Here is a 15,710-nt window from a genome sequence, read left to right as displayed (position 1 = left end):
CCCGGATCGGCGACGATGACGAAAGTGATGACGACGATCCAGAGCACGCTGAGCGCGAGCGCCCAGAACTTGAGGTTGGACAGCATGCGGGGCATCACGAACTCTCCGAATACGGTGGGGAAAGAAAGGGGACTCAGAGCCAGCCGTTCTTCCGGAATATTCGGTACAGCAACAGGCAGATGCCCAGGATGATGGTGATCACCAGCGGGTACCCGAACTTCCAGTGCAGTTCGGGCAGGTAGTCGAAGTTCATCCCGTAGATGCCCGCGATCATCGTCGGCACGGTGATGATCGCCGCCCACGACGTGATTTTGCGCATATCGGTGTTCTGCTGCAGGGAAATCTTCGCGACGGTCGCGTCGACCAGCGTGGACAGCAGTTCGTCGAACGCCGCCACCCGCTCCGACACCGTCGTGAGGTGGTCGGCGACGTCGCGGAAGTACGAGCGGACGTCGTCCGGCACCAGCCGCGTGTAGCCCTCGGCCAGCCGCTGGATCGGCGTGGCCAGCGGCATCACCGCGCGGCGCAGCTCGAGGACTTCCCGCTTCATCAGGTAGATCTGCTCGGCGCTGACCTGCGAGCGGGGCGCGAAGACCTGCGCCTCCATGACGTCGATGTCGTTCTCGATCCGGCCCGTGACGTCGAGGTAGTGGTCGACGACGTGGTCGGCGATCGCGTGCACCACCGCGGACGGGCCCAGCTGCAGCCGCTCCGGGTCCTCGTCGAGCTCGCGGCGCAGCCGCGCCAGCCCCGAGTGGTTCCCGTGCCGGACGGTGATCACGAAGTCGCGGCCGAGGAACACCATCAGCTCGCCGGTCTCGACGATCTCGTTCGCCGTGGTGGGGGACTCGTGTTCGACGTACCGGACGGTCTTGACCACCAGGAACAGCGTGTCGTCGTAGCGCTCCAGCTTCGGCCGCTGGTGCGCTTCGAGGGCGTCCTCGACCGCCAGCTCGTGCAGCCCGAACGTGTCCGCGACACCCTGGATCTGCTGGGCGTCCGGCTCGTGCAGGCCGATCCAGACGAACCCCTCGTGCCGCTTCCGGACCTCCTTGATCGCCTCGGAGTGGGTCCAGCGGCCGGGCAGGCGCTCACCGGCGACGTAGACCGCGCAGTCGACGACGTACGCGGACAGCGGCACCGGGACCGGGCGCACGGGAACGGTGCCCTTGTTGCCGCGGCCGCGGAGGCCGCCGAGCGAAGGAATGGCAGGCATGGGATCTCCTGGTGTCGTGCGTGGTCGTGCGAGACGACGGACCAGGGGCGGAAATGCGTCCGCCCGGCGACACACCAGCGTTCCCGGGAAGAGAAGGCCTACCAGGAGATGAGCCGGCCGGCCGGTGAGGTGGGAACGCTGGGACTACTAGGGAGCGGACTATCGCCACTACTCATCGAGTTCCTCACCTCCTTCGGGCCGGTGCAGAGTGGTGGGGCTCGCGTTGACGCGCGAACACCGATGGTTGAGGGTACTCCTCACTACTGATGCGTGTCGGACCAGGCTCACGCGCCGTTACCGATCCGGCCAAAAGCAGGCCGCCCCCCAAGCGGCACGTAACCATCGCCACACAGCCGGAGGGCCGTGGCTGTGGTCGGATCGGTAACCAACGGCGCAGTACGCGAGGGGAGATGACGAGTGCAGTTCGGTCGGTACTACGAGGAGTTCGAGGTCGGTGCGGTCTACAAGCACTGGCCGGGCAAAACGGTCACCGAATACGACGACCACCTGTTCTGCCTGCTCACCATGAACCACCACCCGCTGCACATGGACGCGCACTACGCCGAGGAGACGACGGACTTCGGCAAGAACGTCGTCGTCGGCAACTACATCTACTCGCTGCTGCTGGGCATGTCCGTGCCGGACGTTTCCGGCAAGGCGATCGCGAACCTCGAGGTCGAGTCGCTCAAGCACGTCAAGCCGACCTTCCACGGCGACACGATCTACGGCGAAACCGAGGTGCTCGACAAGACGCCGTCGAAGTCCAAGGACGACCGCGGGGTGGTGTACGTCGAGACGCGCGGTTACAAGCAGGACGGCCTGATCGTGTGTACCTTCCGGCGGAAGGTGATGGTGCCGAAGCGCTCGTACGGGGAGACTCGGGGCGGGGAGCAGCCGGGCCGGCCGGTGCCGCACGAATGAGGCTTTGATGGACCTGGACGGGATCAAGGGAGTACTGCGCACGTTCGCGGAAGTCGAGGCCCGCGGGGTCTCGCCGCTGTACGAGCACCTGGCGCTGCGGGCGGCCGAGGACGACGACGTCGCCGGGCTGCTGGCCGCGGCCCGCGACGGCGAGGTGCGGGGCACGCTGCTGATGGCGGTCGCGCACCGGCTGGTGCAGGCCGACCCGATCCACCCCCTCTCGCGGTACTACCCGTCGCTGGGCGGCTTCGACGGCGTCGACTCCGACACCTGGCCGCTGTTCCGGTCGTTCCTGCTGGAGCGGGCTTCGAAGGCGCGGGAGCTGATCGCCTCGCGGTACACGCAGACGAACGAGGTCCGGCGGGCGGCGCTGCTCTACCCAGGGGTGGCGCGGGCGGCGAAGGAAGCGGGCGGCAAGGTCTCGCTGCTCGAGGTCGGCTGCAGCGCCGGGCTGCTGCTGGGCCTGGACCGCTTCGGCTACCGCTACCAGTGCGACGGCGGCGACCAGCTGACGGCCGGCCCGGCGAAGGCGGCCGTCGGCCTGCACTGCGCGCTGGACCTGGCGCCGGGCGCGGTGGTGCCGAAGCTGCCGAAGAAGCTCGCGCTGCTCGACCGGGCCGGTCTGGACCGGGCGCCGGTGGACCTGTCGGACGAGGACGAGCTGGCCTGGCTGGAGGCGTGCGTCTGGGCCGACCAGCCGGACCGGATCCGGCTGCTGCGCACGGCGGCGGCCGAGCAGGTCCGCCACCGCCCGCGGCTGATCACCGGTGACGGGGTCGACGACCTGGTCTCGGCGGCTTCGTCGCTGGCGGGGCCGCTGGTCGTGCTGACCAGCCACGCCCTGGCGTACTTCCCGCCGGAGAAGCGGTCGGCGTTCGTCGAAGCTTTGGCCGGGGTGGCGGCTTCGCGGCCGGTGTGGTGGGTCTCGGAGGAGTTCTACGGCGCCGGGCTGGAACTCGTGCTGCCGGGCCGCGACGACCTTTCGGGCGCGGACGGGCTCGCGACGCTGGGCGTCGTGCGGTGGGAGGACGGGAAGGCCGAGGCGCACGCGCTGGCGCGGACCGCACCGCACGGGCAGCGGATGACCTGGCTGCCGCTGTAGTCAGGCGCGCGGCAGGGCGTTCCAGTCACGCAACGTCACGTAAAGGAGCTCCACCAGCGCTCCAGCGGTCTCCAAGCCGGCAAGGTCTGCCGCATCGGACCAACGGACGTCCGTGGCGTCGTCACCAGCGGTGAGAATGCCGCCCTCGACCTCGCAGGCGTAGTCGAAGATCTCGTACGGCCCGCGCCGCACCGAGCCGACCAGTGTGCCCGGAATCACGTCGAGGCCCGTTTCCTCCCGCAGCTCGCGTATCACGGCCTTTTCGTCCGTTTCGCCCGGTTCGACTCGGCCGCCCGGCAGCGACCATTGCCCCGAACCGGGGTCGTTGCGGCGCCGGATGAGCAGCAAACGGCCGTACGGGTCGAACGCGATCCCGCCGACACAGCGGATCGTGGTGCTGGTGAGGCCCTCCATGTCCCGAAGGGTAGACGTGACCGAAACGAAAAGGGACGTCCTGTACACGGAGAGTAGCCATACGGTACACTTCGGACCGCGTGCTGACCCAAGCGCGGGACTTTCCTCCCCTGCGCCTGTCCAGTGCGGTACAAGTAAAACGTCAGGATCTCTGCTGTTGTCCGGTGTCACCGTAAGAGACGGGATTTGATCGCGGTGAACGTGAAGAAGATTGCGGGCCTCGCCGGTATCGCGTTGGTGCTGTTCTTCGTCATCGCCCAGCCTGGGCAGGCCGCCGGCCTCGTCGGCAACATCATCGACTTCCTCCGCAGCTCGGCCGAATCGGTGATCACCTTCGTCAGCAACGTGTTCAAGGGCTGATCGCGGGGTTACCCTCGAACCATGTTCGCGCCACGCGACCCCGACGAGTACCTCCTCGACACCGAGCGGCGGGTCATCCGGATCCGCCGCCACTGGGCGGTGCTGCTGTGGGACACCTTCGAGGCGGCCGCGCTGCTGGCCGTCTGCGTCCTGGTGTCCTACCTGCTGCCACCGGCGCTGTACATCGGCCAGAACATCCTCTGGTACGTCGCGCTGCTCGTCGTCCTGCGGTTCGCCTACGTGGTGATGGAGTGGTGGGTCGAGCGCCTGGTGGTCACCGACAAGCGGTTCGTCATGACCACCGGGGTGTTCACCACCAAGGTGCTGATGATGCCGATCAGCAAGGTCACCGACCTCAGCTACGTCCGCACGGCCACCGGTCGGATGATGGGCTACGGCACGATGGTCGTCGAGTCCGCGGGTCAGATCCAGGCGCTGAACAAGATCGACTTCCTGCCGCGGCCGGAGGAGTTCTACGACACGATCTCGGAGCTCGTCTTCGGCGACAAGCAGAAGCAGGCCGAACGCTTCTCCATGATCAAGGCCCAGCGGGCCGCACGGGGCAAGAAGCCGGTCGGCTGAGCGTCATCCCGCTTGGCGTGTGACGCAGCGCATCGTCGACAATGGACGGGATGCGCATCGACCTGCACGCCCATTCCACTGCCTCCGACGGCACCGACTCGCCGGCCGGGCTCGTCGCCGCGGCCGCGAAGGCCGGGCTCGACGTCGTCGCGATCACCGACCACGACACCACCGCGGGCTGGGCGCCCGCTTCCGAAGCGGTGTCACCAGGCTTGACGCTCGTTCCCGGCGCCGAGCTCTCCACGGTGTCGACCGACCCCGAGACCGGCAGGCAGATCAGCGTCCACCTGCTCGGCTACCTCTTCGACCCGACGTCCGAGCCCATCGTCACCGAGCAGACCCGGTTGCGCGTCGAGCGCCGCACGCGGCTGCGCCGGATGGCCGAGCGGATGGCCGCCGACGGCCTGCCGATCGACATCGACGAGATCTTCGGCCTGCTGCCCGAGGACTCCCCGCCCGGACGCCCCCACCTGGCGCAGGCGCTGGTCCGGGCCGGGCTGGTCAAGTCCGTCGACGAGGCCTTCGCCGACTACCTGAGCCCCCGTCGCGGCTACTACGTCGCCCGCCGGGACACGCCGGTCGAAGAGGCCATCGACATGATCGCCGCGGCCGGCGGGGTCACGGTCATCGCGCACCCCTTCGCCTTCAGCCGCGGCGCGACCATCAGCGAGGAGACCCTCGCCGGGCTGGCCGCACGCGGCCTCACCGGCGTCGAAGCCGACCACCCCAACCACGACGCGCCGACGCGGGCCCGCGTCCGCGAGCTGGCCGCCGAGCTCGGGCTCGTCTTCACCGGATCCAGCGACTACCACGGCACCAACAAGACGATCAAACTCGGCGAGTGCACCACCGATCCCGGGCAGTTCGAGGAACTCGCTTCGCGCGCCACGGGGTTCCAGGTCGTGAAGGGCTGACATGGCGCTCTTCGACGCGAAACTGTTCATGAGTGCGACGATCACCCTGATCGTCATCATGGACCCGCCCGGCACCGTGCCGGTGTTCCTCAGCCTCGTCGGCCGCAAGCCGGTGGCGACCCGGGCGCGCGCCGCCCGGCAGGCCGTCCTGGTGTCACTGCTGGTCATCAGCCTGTTCGCGATCGCGGGCCAGGCGATCCTGGCCTACCTCGGCATCGGCATCCCCGCGCTGCAGGGCGCGGGCGGGCTGCTGCTCCTGCTGATCGCGCTGCAGCTGCTCACCAGCAACGGCCACGAGCCCGAGGCGGCGGCCGACGACGTCAACGTCGCACTGGTGCCGCTCGGCACGCCGCTGCTGGCCGGGCCGGGCGCGATCGCCGCGACCATCGTGTTCGTCCGGCAGGCGGAGGGGCACGTCGGTGCGTACATCGCGCTGGCGCTGGCCATCGTCACCGTGCACCTCGTGATCTACCTCTGCATGCGCTACTCCGGTCTCGTCATCCGGCTGATCAAGGAAAGCGGCATCACGCTGCTGGCCAAGGTGGCCGGCCTGCTGCTCGCGGCCATCGCCGTGGAGCTCGTCGCGAACTCGGTCCGCGGGTTCATCGCCGGCGGGAACTGATCCGCTACCCGGGTTGTCCTGCCGGACAGGATTCGCCCGGTCCGTTGACATCGTTGGCACCGCTCCCGCAGCCTGAACCTCAGCTCAGTGGTTGAAACGATTCAACTTCGTGCGGAGGCCTCGATGAAGTGGCTCAGGGCAATCCTGCCGGTGACGGTGCTGGTGGCGAGCGGCGTCGTGGCCGCGCCCGCCGGCGCCGCGCCCGGCTGGCAGCAGTACGTCGTCGCCCCGTCGAGCCGGGACGTCCGGCCGGTGCAGGTGCTGTCCACCACCGGGGACGTCACCAATCCCGGCGGCCTGCTGGGGCGCGGGGTGGCGACGTTCAAGCGGCAGGCGCCGCCGCCGAAGCCGGTCTGGCCCGCGGGCACCACCGCGGCCGCGTCGTCGTTCCACGCGCCGAACAACGGCGAGAACGGGCAGCCGCGGACGTACGACCCCGGCAACGCCGTCGACGGCAACACCGAGACGTTCTGGAACGACGACACGCTCGGGGCCTACCCGGACGTCCTGACGATCACCGCGGGCGCGCCGGTCGCGTTGCCCGGCGTCACCGTGCTGTCCAATGTGGACGGCGTGCCGCAGGACTTCACCGTCGAGGTGCTGGACGCGGGCGCGTGGCGCGTGGCGGCTTCCGTGACCGGCAACACGGCCGTGCAGCGCGCGGTCACCTTCGACCGGCCGGTGACGACCGCGCAGGTCCGGATCACCGTGACCGAGGACCAGAACACCCCTTCGGGCGAGTTCAGCCGCGTCGCCGAGGTCTGGCCCGGCGTGGTCGCCGACCCGCCGGTGCCGACCGCCGTCGTCGACTTCGGCAAGGTCGTCGCCGGGTACCCGAAGATCGCCTTCGCGGGTGCGTCGGCGAACCGGCCGGGCGTCCGGCTGGCGTTCTCCGAGACCCGGCAGTACCTGGGCGAACGCTCCGACTTCACCCGCTCGGACTTCTCCGGCGGCCCGGGCACCGACCAGTTCGCCGTGCCCGCGGCACCGACGGTGTGGCGCGACACGAAGGGCTGCCTCTCGGGGAACCAGGTGTGCGCGGACGGCCTGCACGGCTTCCGCTACCTGCGGATCAGCCTGGACGCGCTGGCCTCGGACGCACCCCTTGCGCAGCCCTCGGGCGAGGTGCGGATCAGCGGCGTCTCGCTCGACTTCACGCCGTTCCTCGGCACGCCGTCGACTTACCGCGGCTGGTTCGAGTCGTCGGACGCCGAGCTGAACCGGTACTGGTACGCGGCGTCCTACACGAACGAGCTGGGCATGGACACCTTCCGTGAGTCCGATGTGGACCCTCGCGGCGCGTTTTCGCCTTCGCTGGACGGGAAGCTGGTGCTGCACGACGGCGCGAAGCGCGACCGTGACCCGTATGTCGGCGACGTCGCCGTCTCCGGCCTGACGCAGTACCTGACGCACCAGGACGGCACGGCGGCCCGGAACGTCCTCGCCGACCTGGCCGACCACCAGCGCGCGGACGGCTGGATCCCGCCCGCGTCGATCAACGGCTACACGCTGCCGCTGTTCGACTATCCGCTCTGGTGGGTGACGTCGAGCTGGGACTACGTGCTCTACTCGGGCGACACCGCGTACGCGGCTTCGTACTACCCGCATCTGGTGAAGACGCTCGACAGCTGGTACCCGTCGGTCACCGATTCGCGCGGGTTGCTCGCGAAGGGCCTCAACGGCACCGGCGGCTACGGTGACTACGCGTTCCTGCCGCGTACGGGCGAAGTGACGTACTACAACGCGTTGTACGTCCGAGCGCTTCAAGGGGCAGCCGGTCTCGCGCGCGCGACGGGGCACCCAGGCGACGCGGACCGGTGGCTTTCGCGCGCTTCGGCCGTCTCGGCGGCAGTGAACGCTCATCTGTGGGATGCGGCGGCGGGCGCGTACCTCGACTCGGCGACGGGCGCAGTGCGGCACGGCCAGGACGGCAACAGCCACGCTGTTTTGGCCGGTATCGCGTCTCCCGCCCAGGCCGCTTCGGCGCTGGCACGGCTCGCCGCGGGCGCGTTGCCGTACGGGAACCCGTTCATGGACAACGACACTCTGGTGGGCGACGGCACGAAGCGCGTGTACGCGTTCACGTCGTTCCCCGAGCTGCAGGCGCGGTTCCGGACCGGGCAGACGGCATCGGCGATCGACCAGATCAAGCGGATGTACGGCTGGATGGCCACGCACGACCCGGGCATCACGGCGTGGGAGGGCATCGGCGAAGGCGGCTCGCACTACGAGCAGGGGTACACGTCGGCCGCGCACGGCTGGTCGACCGGGGTCGTGCCGGCGTTGACGAACGAGCTGCTGGGTGTCTCGCCGACGTCGCCGGGGTTTGCGACCTGGACGGTTTCGCCGCACCCTGGTTCGGTTTCGTGGGCGCGGGGAGCGGTGCCGACGCCGAAGGGGACGTTGTCGGCTTCGTGGTCCCAGCAGGGTTCGGTGTTCTCGCTGACTGCCACGGCTCCTCGCGGGACTTCGGGAACGCTGGTGGTCCCTGGTGGCCGGCTGGTGCTCCTCGACGGGAGGCCGATCCGCGCGGCGGGTCCGCTGACCGTTTCCGGTGGTACGCACACGGTGTTGGTCGTGCGGTAGGGACTTCACGGGTGCCGCGCGGAAAGTGTCGGTGGTGGTGCGTAGCGTGGCACCCGTGAAGGAGCAGATGGGCTTCGACTTCGGCGTCGCGCAACCGGTGCGGCTCACGAAGGTCTCGCCGGCGCGGCTGGCGACCTTCGACGACTGCCCGCGCCGGTACCGCCTCGCGTACCTGGACCGACCGACCCCGCAGCGCACCGGGCCGTGGGCGCACAGCACGCTGGGCGCGGTGGTGCACAACGCGTTGCGGGCGTTGTTCGACCTGCCGGTGCTCAAGCGCGTGCCGCAGCGGGCGGTGGCGCTGGTGGCCGAGTTCTGGAAGGACGCGGGCTTCGAGAGCGAGGAACAGGCGGCGCGGTACCGGGCGAGGGCGAAGGGCTGGGTGGCGGAGTACGTCGAGGACAACGACGTCACGCACGACCCGGTGGGCCTGGAGCGCTGGGTGTCGGCGCCGGTCAGCCCCACGCCGGGGGAGCGGCCGTCGATGATCATCGAGGGCCGCGCCGACCGCATCGACGCCCGTTCCGGGGAGCTGGTGATCGTCGACTACAAGACGGGCCGCCGCCCACCGGACGAGTACGAAGCCCGCGCCTCGCAGGCGCTCGCGCTGTACGCGGTGGCGGCGGCGCGGACGTTGCGCATGCCGTGCACGACGGTGGAGCTGCACCACGTCCCGACGGGCACGATAGCGGCGGCGGAGCACACCCCGGAGAGCTTGCAGAGGCACTTGCAGCGAGCGGGAGAGACGGCGGCAGACCTCCGGCTGGCCACGGATACGCTGGAGGCGGGCGGCGACGGAGAGGTCCTGTTCCCACCCCGCCCGGACCGCCGCTGCGCATGGTGCGACTTCAGGCCGAGCTGCGCGGCGGGCCAGGAGGCGGCCCCGCAGGCCCAGCCCTGGGACCTGCTGGCGCCCTGAACGGGAGGGAAAGTGGCTTCACCGGACACCGACGAACTGCCCACCACCCCCAACCCGGCCCAGCAGACCCCACCTGGGGAGCGCACCGAGGCCGGGCAGGCGCCGGCCGGCGCCGCGGCGGAGGCGCGGGCCGAAGCCGATGTGCCGACAGCGCGGCAGGACCACAGCGGGACCGCCCAGGCCGGGCGGCGGGACCAATCCGGGCATGGGTCGGTGGGCGCTGCGGATCGGTCGCGGGTCGCCGGGCGACCTGCGGCCGATGTGCCGGCGGCGCGGGAGGACCACGGCGAGACCGAGCAGGTCGGGGTTGCCTCGCCGGGCGCCGAGGCGACGCCGGAGGCCGAGGCGCCGACGGTTGAGCAAGAGCGGGTCGAGCCCGAGCGGATCGAGGCTCCTGATGTTTCCCCGGACACCGCGGTGGACGCGCCGGCTCGGCCGGGTGGGCGCTGGTGGCGTGGGCTCACCGGCTCGCTGGCCGCCGGGCTCGCGGTGCTCGCGGTCGGGGTGCTGGTCGTCGGTGTCGTGTGCCTCTTCACGGACGCGCCCGGCCCCGGCCCGACCCTCCTGATCGGCCACCCGATCGCGGCGGTGCTCGCCCTGTCGGCCCAGCGAGTCGCCGATCGCCGCGACGGGCCTCAGGCTGTGGGCGCGGGCCTCGCGGTGGTCCTGTTCACGGTCTCCGCGCTGACCATGTTCTGGCTCGCCTGACCCCATCCTCGCGAGTTCCGCCCCCAATCACGCCAGTCCCGCCCCCCGATCACGCGAGATGCCCGCCCAAGCACGCGAGATGCCCGCCCAAGCACGCGAGATGCCCCTCGGCGCACGCCCAGGCCGGGTATTCGAGACCCGAGCTCACGTGATCGGGGCCGGGATTCGCGTGATTGAAGCCGGATCTCGCGTGATCCAGCCCGGGACTCGCGTGACTGGAGGCGAGACTCGCGTGCTTGGGCGGGTATCTCGTGTGTCTGGTGGGGCATCTCGCGTGATTGGCGAGGCATCACCGACGGAAAGGCCTACTTGAGGGCAACCAGGGTCGGGCCGCGCTGCTCGAGCAGGACCGGGCCGGCCGCGGACAACCGGACCACCCCCGTGTACCCACGGCGCTCGACCCCCACCGTCCGGACCGTCGAGCCGTCGTTCTCGTTCAGCACCGCCAGCCCGCCCTTGATCGGGACCACCAGTTGCTGCGCGAACGTCACCCCCGGCCCCATCGCGCTGCTCAACGTCCACCGCGGCGACAGGTCGTCGCGCGACAACGCCACCAGCTTCGAGCCGCTGAACCAGTACATGTTCGTCGTCGTCTGGGTGGTGGCCTCGGCTCCGCTCGGCGGTTCGGCCGCCAGGTCTGCCTGCGGGACGTCCACCGGGTACGCCGCCCGCTGGGTTCCGTCGCCGTTGTAGACCACCAGGAGCTTCGGGTCCGGCAGGACCACCGCCGTCAGGTCGCCCGACATCGCGATCACGCGGGCGTGCTTGCTCGCCAGCACCGTGCTGAAGCTGACCTGCGGCTCGTCGTCCTTCTCCGGCGCCGCCTTGTACACCGTCAGGCGGTCGGCGGGGTCGCCCGGGCAGCGCTCGATCACGCCGATCTTGCCCGATGACGCCGCCAGCGTTCCGTACGTGCAGCCCGTCCGCGGCTGCTTGCCCGCGTTGACCAGCGCCGGGACCTCGCCGTACTCCGCGCTCTGCACCAGGTCGTCGCGCCAAGTGGTGAGGAGCTTCTTGCCCGTCGCCGTCACGTGGGAGCCGTCGTCGACCAGCTGGGTGCCCAGCTCCGCGTTGCCGTTGCGCTGCGCCGTGATCCGGCCCGTTGCCGGGTCCAGCTGCGTGACTTCGCTGCAGTTGCGGCTCTTGTGGTACACGGCGTTCAGCCGCCCCCACACCGTGTCCAGCGTGCACAACGGCAGGTCACGCGTGTAGTGCCAGCGCACCTGGCCGGTGAGCGGGTCGCGGGCGGCGACCTCGCCGCCGTCCGCGGTGGCCACCGAATCGCCCGCCACCACCGGGATCGGCGTCGCCCCGCTGGGGGCGCTCCAGATCTCCGCCAGCGACCCCGGCACCTTGTCCGGGGCCGCGGGCAACGGCGGGGGCGGTGCCGCCTGGGTCCGGTCGGTGGCCGCACTGTCGCTCGTCGCGCCGATGACCAGCGCGACGGCGAGCACCACCACCGCGATCAGTGCGGCGACCACCCTGTCCCGCCCGCGGTTCCACGGCGAACGACGCGCCTTGACCCGCGGGGCGGGCGGAGTGCTCTCGGGAGTGTCCTCGAGTACGTCCTCGGACCCGAAGTCCGCCTTTTCGACGTCGCTCACGTACCCGAACCCCCGATGGAGAAGCCTCAGTCTGCCGACGCAGGTGTATCAGACGTGGCGGCCGGACGGCGACGGCGGCGTCGGCGAGCCGGACGCTCGGCGTTCTCGCCTGCCTCCTTCTCGACGGCCGGACCGGTCGCCTCCGGAGCGTTGCCGCTGCGGGTGCGCCGGCGCGCCCGGGTGCGGCCCTCCGAAGGAGCCTCCTCAGAAGAAGGAGCCGCAGCCGCGTTGTCCGCGGCCTCGATCGCCTCCGCCGCCCGCGAGCCGCCGCGGGTCCGCTTGCGCGGGGCCCGGGTGCGCTTGCGCGGCGCGTCCTCCGAGGCGGGCTCGCCGCGGCGACGGCCGCGCTTCTTGCCGCCCAGGTCTTCTTCCTCCTCGGCGGCCAGTCCGGCGCGGGTCCGCTTCGCCAGCGGCAGCCGCCCGGTAGTGCCCTCCGGGATGCCCAGGTCCTCGTACAGGTGCTTCGACGACGAGTACGTCTCCACCGGCTCCGGCATGTCCAGGCCGAGGGTGTCCGAGATCAGCTTCCAGCGCGGCTCTTCGTCCCAGTCGACCAGGGTGACCGCGACGCCGGTGCGCCCGGCGCGGCCGGTGCGGCCGATCCGGTGGACGTAGGTCTTCTCGTCCTCCGGGCACTGGTAGTTGATCACGTGCGTGACGTCGTCGATGTCGATGCCGCGGGCGGCGACGTCGGTCGCGACCAGCACGTCGACCTTGCCCGAGCGGAACGCGCGCAGCGCCTGCTCGCGGGCGCCCTGGCCCAGGTCACCGTGCACGGCGGCGGCCGCGAAGCCGCGCTCGACCAGGTCGTCGGCCACCTTCTGCGCGGTGCGCTTGGTACGGCTGAAGATCATCGTGAGGCCGCGGCCCTCGGCCTGCAGCGCCCGGGCGATGACCTCGGGCTTGTCCATCGAGTGCGCCCGGTAGACGAACTGGGTGGTGCGCTCGTGGACCGCGCCGGCGTCGTTCTCCTCGGCGCGGATGTGCGTCGGCTGGTTCAGGAACGTGCGGGCCAGCGTGATGATCGGGCCGGGCATGGTGGCCGAGAACAGCATCGTCTGCCGCTCGTCCGGCACCATCCGGAGGATGCGCTCGATGTCGGGCAGGAAGCCCAGGTCGAGCATCTCGTCGGCCTCGTCCAGCACGAGCCCGCGGACCTTGCCCAGCACCAGGTGCTGCTGCTCGGCCAGGTCCAGGAGACGGCCCGGGGTGCCGATCACGACGTCGACGCCCTTGCGCAGCGCCTCGATCTGCGGCTCGTACGGGCGGCCGCCGTAGATGGCCAGCGTCCGGATGCCCAGGTGCTTGCCGGCGCCCTTGAGGTCGTTGGCGACCTGGATGCACAGCTCGCGGGTCGGCACCACGACCAGCACCTGCGGGGTGCCGTCGCCGGGGACCTGCACGCGGTGCAGCAGCGGGACGCCGAAGCCGAGGGTCTTGCCCATGCCGGTGCGGGCCTGGCCGATGAGGTCGTCGCCGGCCATGGCCAGCGGGAGCGTCAGCGCCTGGATGGCGAACGTGCGCTCGATGCCGGCTTCGCCGAGTGCCTTGACGATCTCCGGCTTGACGCCGAAGGACGCGAAGGTCGGGGCCTCGGGCTCGACCTCGACGCCCGCCTGCAGCGGGTGCGAGGTGTCGAGCGCGGCCGGGCCGGTCTCGCTGTGTTCCAGCGCGACGGCGGGGGGCTGTTCGGTTGTGGGAATTTCTGCGGTCAGGGTGATCGCCTCTCTCGTGACCAGCGCGCACCGCCGTTGGTCCGCTCGACACTCGACCGGGAGTAAACCCTGGTCCCTGGCGCTGATCTGGAGCGCGGAACCGGTCCGTCCCGGGAATGCCGGAAGAGGCGTGCACGCACATTGCAGTACGTCGGCAGGCCTCGTGGCCTGCCTGTTTCCCGACGCCGGTATGGCGTACGGAAGCTCGTTGTCGTGTGCCAGTGTACCTGGTCAGCAGTTTTTCGACAGTACCCGGCGCGCCGGAACCAGTGTGATCGGTCTCGTCCCGACACGCCCGGGTGCTTCGGCGATACCCTGCCCCCGTGACCGAGCCGAAAGAGATCTCCGAAGGCGTAGTCGACCTTCTGGGTGTGATCGCCTACCTCGAACTGTCCGCGTTCGACCGGCTGGCGGAGGACGCGCGCAGCGCCCCCACGCTGGCCGGCCGTGCCGCGCTGGCGACCATGGCGGCCGCCGAGATCGGTCACTACGGCCTGCTCGCCCAGCACCTGGCCGCGCACGGCGTCAAGATCGAGGACGCCATGGCGCCGTTCGTCGCCCAGGTGGACGCCTGGCACGCTTCGACGCCCCCGAAGTCGTACCTGGAATCGCTGGTCAAGGCCTACGTCGGCGACGGGCTGGCGGCCGACCTCTACCGGGAGATCGCCAGCTGGCTGGACCCGGAGACCAAGGATCTGGTGCTGACCGTGCTGGCCGACACCGGCCACTCGGCCTTCGCCGAACGCGAGGTCGCGGCCGGCATCGAGGCCGACCCGAAGACCCGCGACAAGCTCGCCCTGTGGGGCCGCCGCCTGCTCGGCGAGGCCCTGACCCAGGCCCAGTACGTCGTCGCCGAGCGCGACGGGCTGGCCGAGCTCATCATCGCCGGCTCGGGCGACCTCTCCGGAATTGCGGCGCTGTTCCGGCGGTTGCAACAGGGGCACACGAAGCGCATGCAGGCGCTCGGCCTGGGCTGAACCCGATGGAGTACCCGGAAGTGACGACGCGGTCGGGCGCGGACATGCGCCACCGGAACGAGCCGGTTCGGTTAGCCTTGGCCGGCACATCCCTTACGAATTTCCAGCGGAGGTCCCACGTGGAGGTCAAGATCGGCATCAAGGACACGCCGCGCGAGCTGGTGGTGTCCAGTGGCCAGTCTCCCGAAGAGGTGGAGAAGCTGGTCGCCGAGGCCCTGACGGCCGGTGACGGGCTCTTCCGCATCAACGACGAGAAGGGGCGCAAGTACATCGTCCCGTCCGACCGCATCGCGTACGTCGAGATCGCCCCGTCCGACGTCCGCAAGGTCGGCTTCGGCGTCGGCGACTGACTCGTTCCCGGCGGGAAGGCTGCCCCGCGGGGCGGCCTTCCCGGTTCACCGGATTGTGCTGTTTTCCTTGGAGTGTCGCTTTTCCGCGACCTAGCTTCGCCCGGTGACCACTCTCGAACAGGCCGCCGTCGCGGATCTCGTGCGGAACACCCTCTCCGCGCACAAGTCGTTGTTCCTCGCCACCTCGGGCCGGTCCGGGCCGTGGGTCGGCGGGGTCTACTTCGCCGAGAGCGGCGAGTTCACCCTCAACCTCGTCCTCGAAGACCGCGGCCGCACGCTGACCGCCATCCGGGAGAACCCGGTGGTCTCGGTCGTGGTTTCAACAGGCTCGCCGATGCAACCGTTCCTGCAGGCCCAGGCGTCGGCGGAGATCCTCGGCGGGGCCGAGGACGCGCGGGTGCGCGAACTGCTCGTCGCGAAGGTCCCCGAGGCCGCACCCTTCCTAGCCGCGCCGGTCACGGCCGTCCGGCTGAGCGTGCCGAAGTGGCGCGCCACGGACATCGCGAACGGCGTGCTGCCCGGCGTGGAACTGCCGGGACCCCGCCTGCCCTAGACGCTCGGTTGGTGGCCGGGCGACGTCTTCAGATCACGGAGCTGGGTGGTCATCCCGTCGCCTGAGGCCGTGAAATCACTTTGAGCCGGGCCCGCAACCGAGAGCGCGAAGTGGGGTCACTACGCAAGCTTGCGGGCCCGGCTCAAAGTGATAGGCCTCAATCAGGC

General features: G+C 70.4%; 16 protein-coding genes. 12 read left to right on the top strand and 4 right to left on the bottom strand.

Annotation, left to right across the window (positions count from 1 at the left end):
* Positions 1 to 133: 133 nt before the first annotated feature.
* On the bottom strand, positions 134 to 1,216 hold the full coding sequence (gene corA, locus ABZX11_RS44750; RefSeq protein ID WP_176172939.1) for a magnesium/cobalt transporter CorA: 1,083 nt from the start codon (positions 1,214 to 1,216) through the stop codon (positions 134 to 136).
* Positions 1,217 to 1,633: 417 nt separating this feature from the next.
* On the opposite strand from corA, the gene ABZX11_RS44745 reads away from it, so the two are divergent.
* Together ABZX11_RS44745 and ABZX11_RS44740 are read left to right on the top strand one after the other, a co-directional pair.
* Positions 1,634 to 2,137 (top strand): MaoC family dehydratase, encoded by a 504-nt coding sequence (locus tag ABZX11_RS44745; RefSeq protein WP_176172938.1) that lies wholly within the window; start codon positions 1,634 to 1,636, stop codon positions 2,135 to 2,137.
* A gap of 7 nt (positions 2,138 to 2,144) precedes the next feature.
* Positions 2,145 to 3,239: a DUF2332 domain-containing protein gene (locus ABZX11_RS44740; RefSeq protein WP_176172937.1), complete on the top strand. Its 1,095-nt coding sequence runs from the start codon at positions 2,145 to 2,147 to the stop codon at positions 3,237 to 3,239.
* Here ABZX11_RS44740 and ABZX11_RS44735 read toward each other — a convergent pair whose 3' ends face one another.
* Positions 3,240 to 3,653 carry an NUDIX domain-containing protein gene (locus ABZX11_RS44735; RefSeq protein WP_176172936.1) on the bottom strand — a complete coding sequence of 138 codons (414 nt, stop codon included), beginning with the start codon at positions 3,651 to 3,653 and terminating at the stop codon, positions 3,240 to 3,242.
* A 195-nt stretch (positions 3,654 to 3,848) separates the two neighbouring features.
* On the opposite strand from ABZX11_RS44735, the gene ABZX11_RS44730 reads away from it, so the two are divergent.
* The 7 genes from ABZX11_RS44730 to ABZX11_RS44700 all read left to right on the top strand — a co-directional run bounded on the left by ABZX11_RS44730 (position 3,849) and on the right by ABZX11_RS44700 (position 10,344).
* The gene (locus ABZX11_RS44730) at positions 3,849 to 4,013 is read left to right on the top strand and encodes a hypothetical protein (protein ID WP_162146229.1); all 165 of its coding nucleotides are present in this window, start codon (positions 3,849 to 3,851) and stop codon (positions 4,011 to 4,013) included.
* Positions 4,014 to 4,034: 21 nt separating this feature from the next.
* On the top strand, positions 4,035 to 4,595 hold the full coding sequence (locus tag ABZX11_RS44725) for a PH domain-containing protein (RefSeq protein ID WP_003095467.1): 561 nt from the start codon (positions 4,035 to 4,037) through the stop codon (positions 4,593 to 4,595).
* Positions 4,596 to 4,636: 41 nt separating this feature from the next.
* Positions 4,637 to 5,509 (top strand): PHP domain-containing protein, encoded by an 873-nt coding sequence (locus tag ABZX11_RS44720; RefSeq protein ID WP_354924805.1) that lies wholly within the window; start codon positions 4,637 to 4,639, stop codon positions 5,507 to 5,509.
* Position 5,510: 1 nt separating this feature from the next.
* Positions 5,511 to 6,131 carry a MarC family protein gene (locus ABZX11_RS44715; RefSeq protein WP_354924803.1) on the top strand — a complete coding sequence of 207 codons (621 nt, stop codon included), beginning with the start codon at positions 5,511 to 5,513 and terminating at the stop codon, positions 6,129 to 6,131.
* A 123-nt stretch (positions 6,132 to 6,254) separates the two neighbouring features.
* Positions 6,255 to 8,717, top strand: coding sequence for an alpha-L-rhamnosidase C-terminal domain-containing protein (locus ABZX11_RS44710; RefSeq protein WP_354924801.1), 2,463 nt, complete (start codon positions 6,255 to 6,257; stop codon positions 8,715 to 8,717).
* Between the two features lie 67 nt (positions 8,718 to 8,784).
* Complete coding sequence (locus ABZX11_RS44705) at positions 8,785 to 9,636, top strand: PD-(D/E)XK nuclease family protein (RefSeq protein WP_354924844.1); 852 nt, start codon at positions 8,785 to 8,787, stop codon at positions 9,634 to 9,636.
* A gap of 12 nt (positions 9,637 to 9,648) precedes the next feature.
* Positions 9,649 to 10,344: a hypothetical protein gene (locus ABZX11_RS44700; protein WP_354924799.1), complete on the top strand. Its 696-nt coding sequence runs from the start codon at positions 9,649 to 9,651 to the stop codon at positions 10,342 to 10,344.
* Positions 10,345 to 10,649: 305 nt separating this feature from the next.
* Here the strand turns inward: ABZX11_RS44700 and ABZX11_RS44695 are convergent, their stop codons facing one another.
* A complete protein-coding gene (locus ABZX11_RS44695; protein ID WP_354924797.1) occupies positions 10,650 to 11,948 on the bottom strand; it encodes a hypothetical protein in 1,299 nt (432 codons plus the stop codon).
* Positions 11,949 to 11,974: 26 nt separating this feature from the next.
* Positions 11,975 to 13,432: a DEAD/DEAH box helicase gene (locus tag ABZX11_RS44690; RefSeq protein ID WP_254896975.1), complete on the bottom strand. Its 1,458-nt coding sequence runs from the start codon at positions 13,430 to 13,432 to the stop codon at positions 11,975 to 11,977.
* A gap of 554 nt (positions 13,433 to 13,986) precedes the next feature.
* Between ABZX11_RS44690 and ABZX11_RS44685 the strand changes: the two genes are divergently transcribed.
* The 3 genes from ABZX11_RS44685 to ABZX11_RS44675 all read left to right on the top strand — a co-directional run bounded on the left by ABZX11_RS44685 (position 13,987) and on the right by ABZX11_RS44675 (position 15,543).
* Positions 13,987 to 14,640: a ferritin-like fold-containing protein gene (locus ABZX11_RS44685; RefSeq protein ID WP_176172931.1), complete on the top strand. Its 654-nt coding sequence runs from the start codon at positions 13,987 to 13,989 to the stop codon at positions 14,638 to 14,640.
* A 119-nt stretch (positions 14,641 to 14,759) separates the two neighbouring features.
* Entirely contained in the window at positions 14,760 to 14,990 is a 231-nt protein-coding gene (locus ABZX11_RS44680) for a DUF3107 domain-containing protein (protein WP_013223016.1), read from the top strand.
* A 103-nt stretch (positions 14,991 to 15,093) separates the two neighbouring features.
* Positions 15,094 to 15,543: a pyridoxamine 5'-phosphate oxidase family protein gene (locus ABZX11_RS44675; protein ID WP_354924794.1), complete on the top strand. Its 450-nt coding sequence runs from the start codon at positions 15,094 to 15,096 to the stop codon at positions 15,541 to 15,543.
* The last annotated feature ends 167 nt before the right edge of the window (positions 15,544 to 15,710 follow it).

Origin of the sequence: Amycolatopsis sp. NPDC004169, from assembly GCF_040610315.1 — a bacterium.
Classification (GTDB): Bacteria; Actinomycetota; Actinomycetes; order Mycobacteriales; family Pseudonocardiaceae; genus Amycolatopsis.
This window is presented reverse-complemented; position numbering and strand designations above follow the sequence as displayed.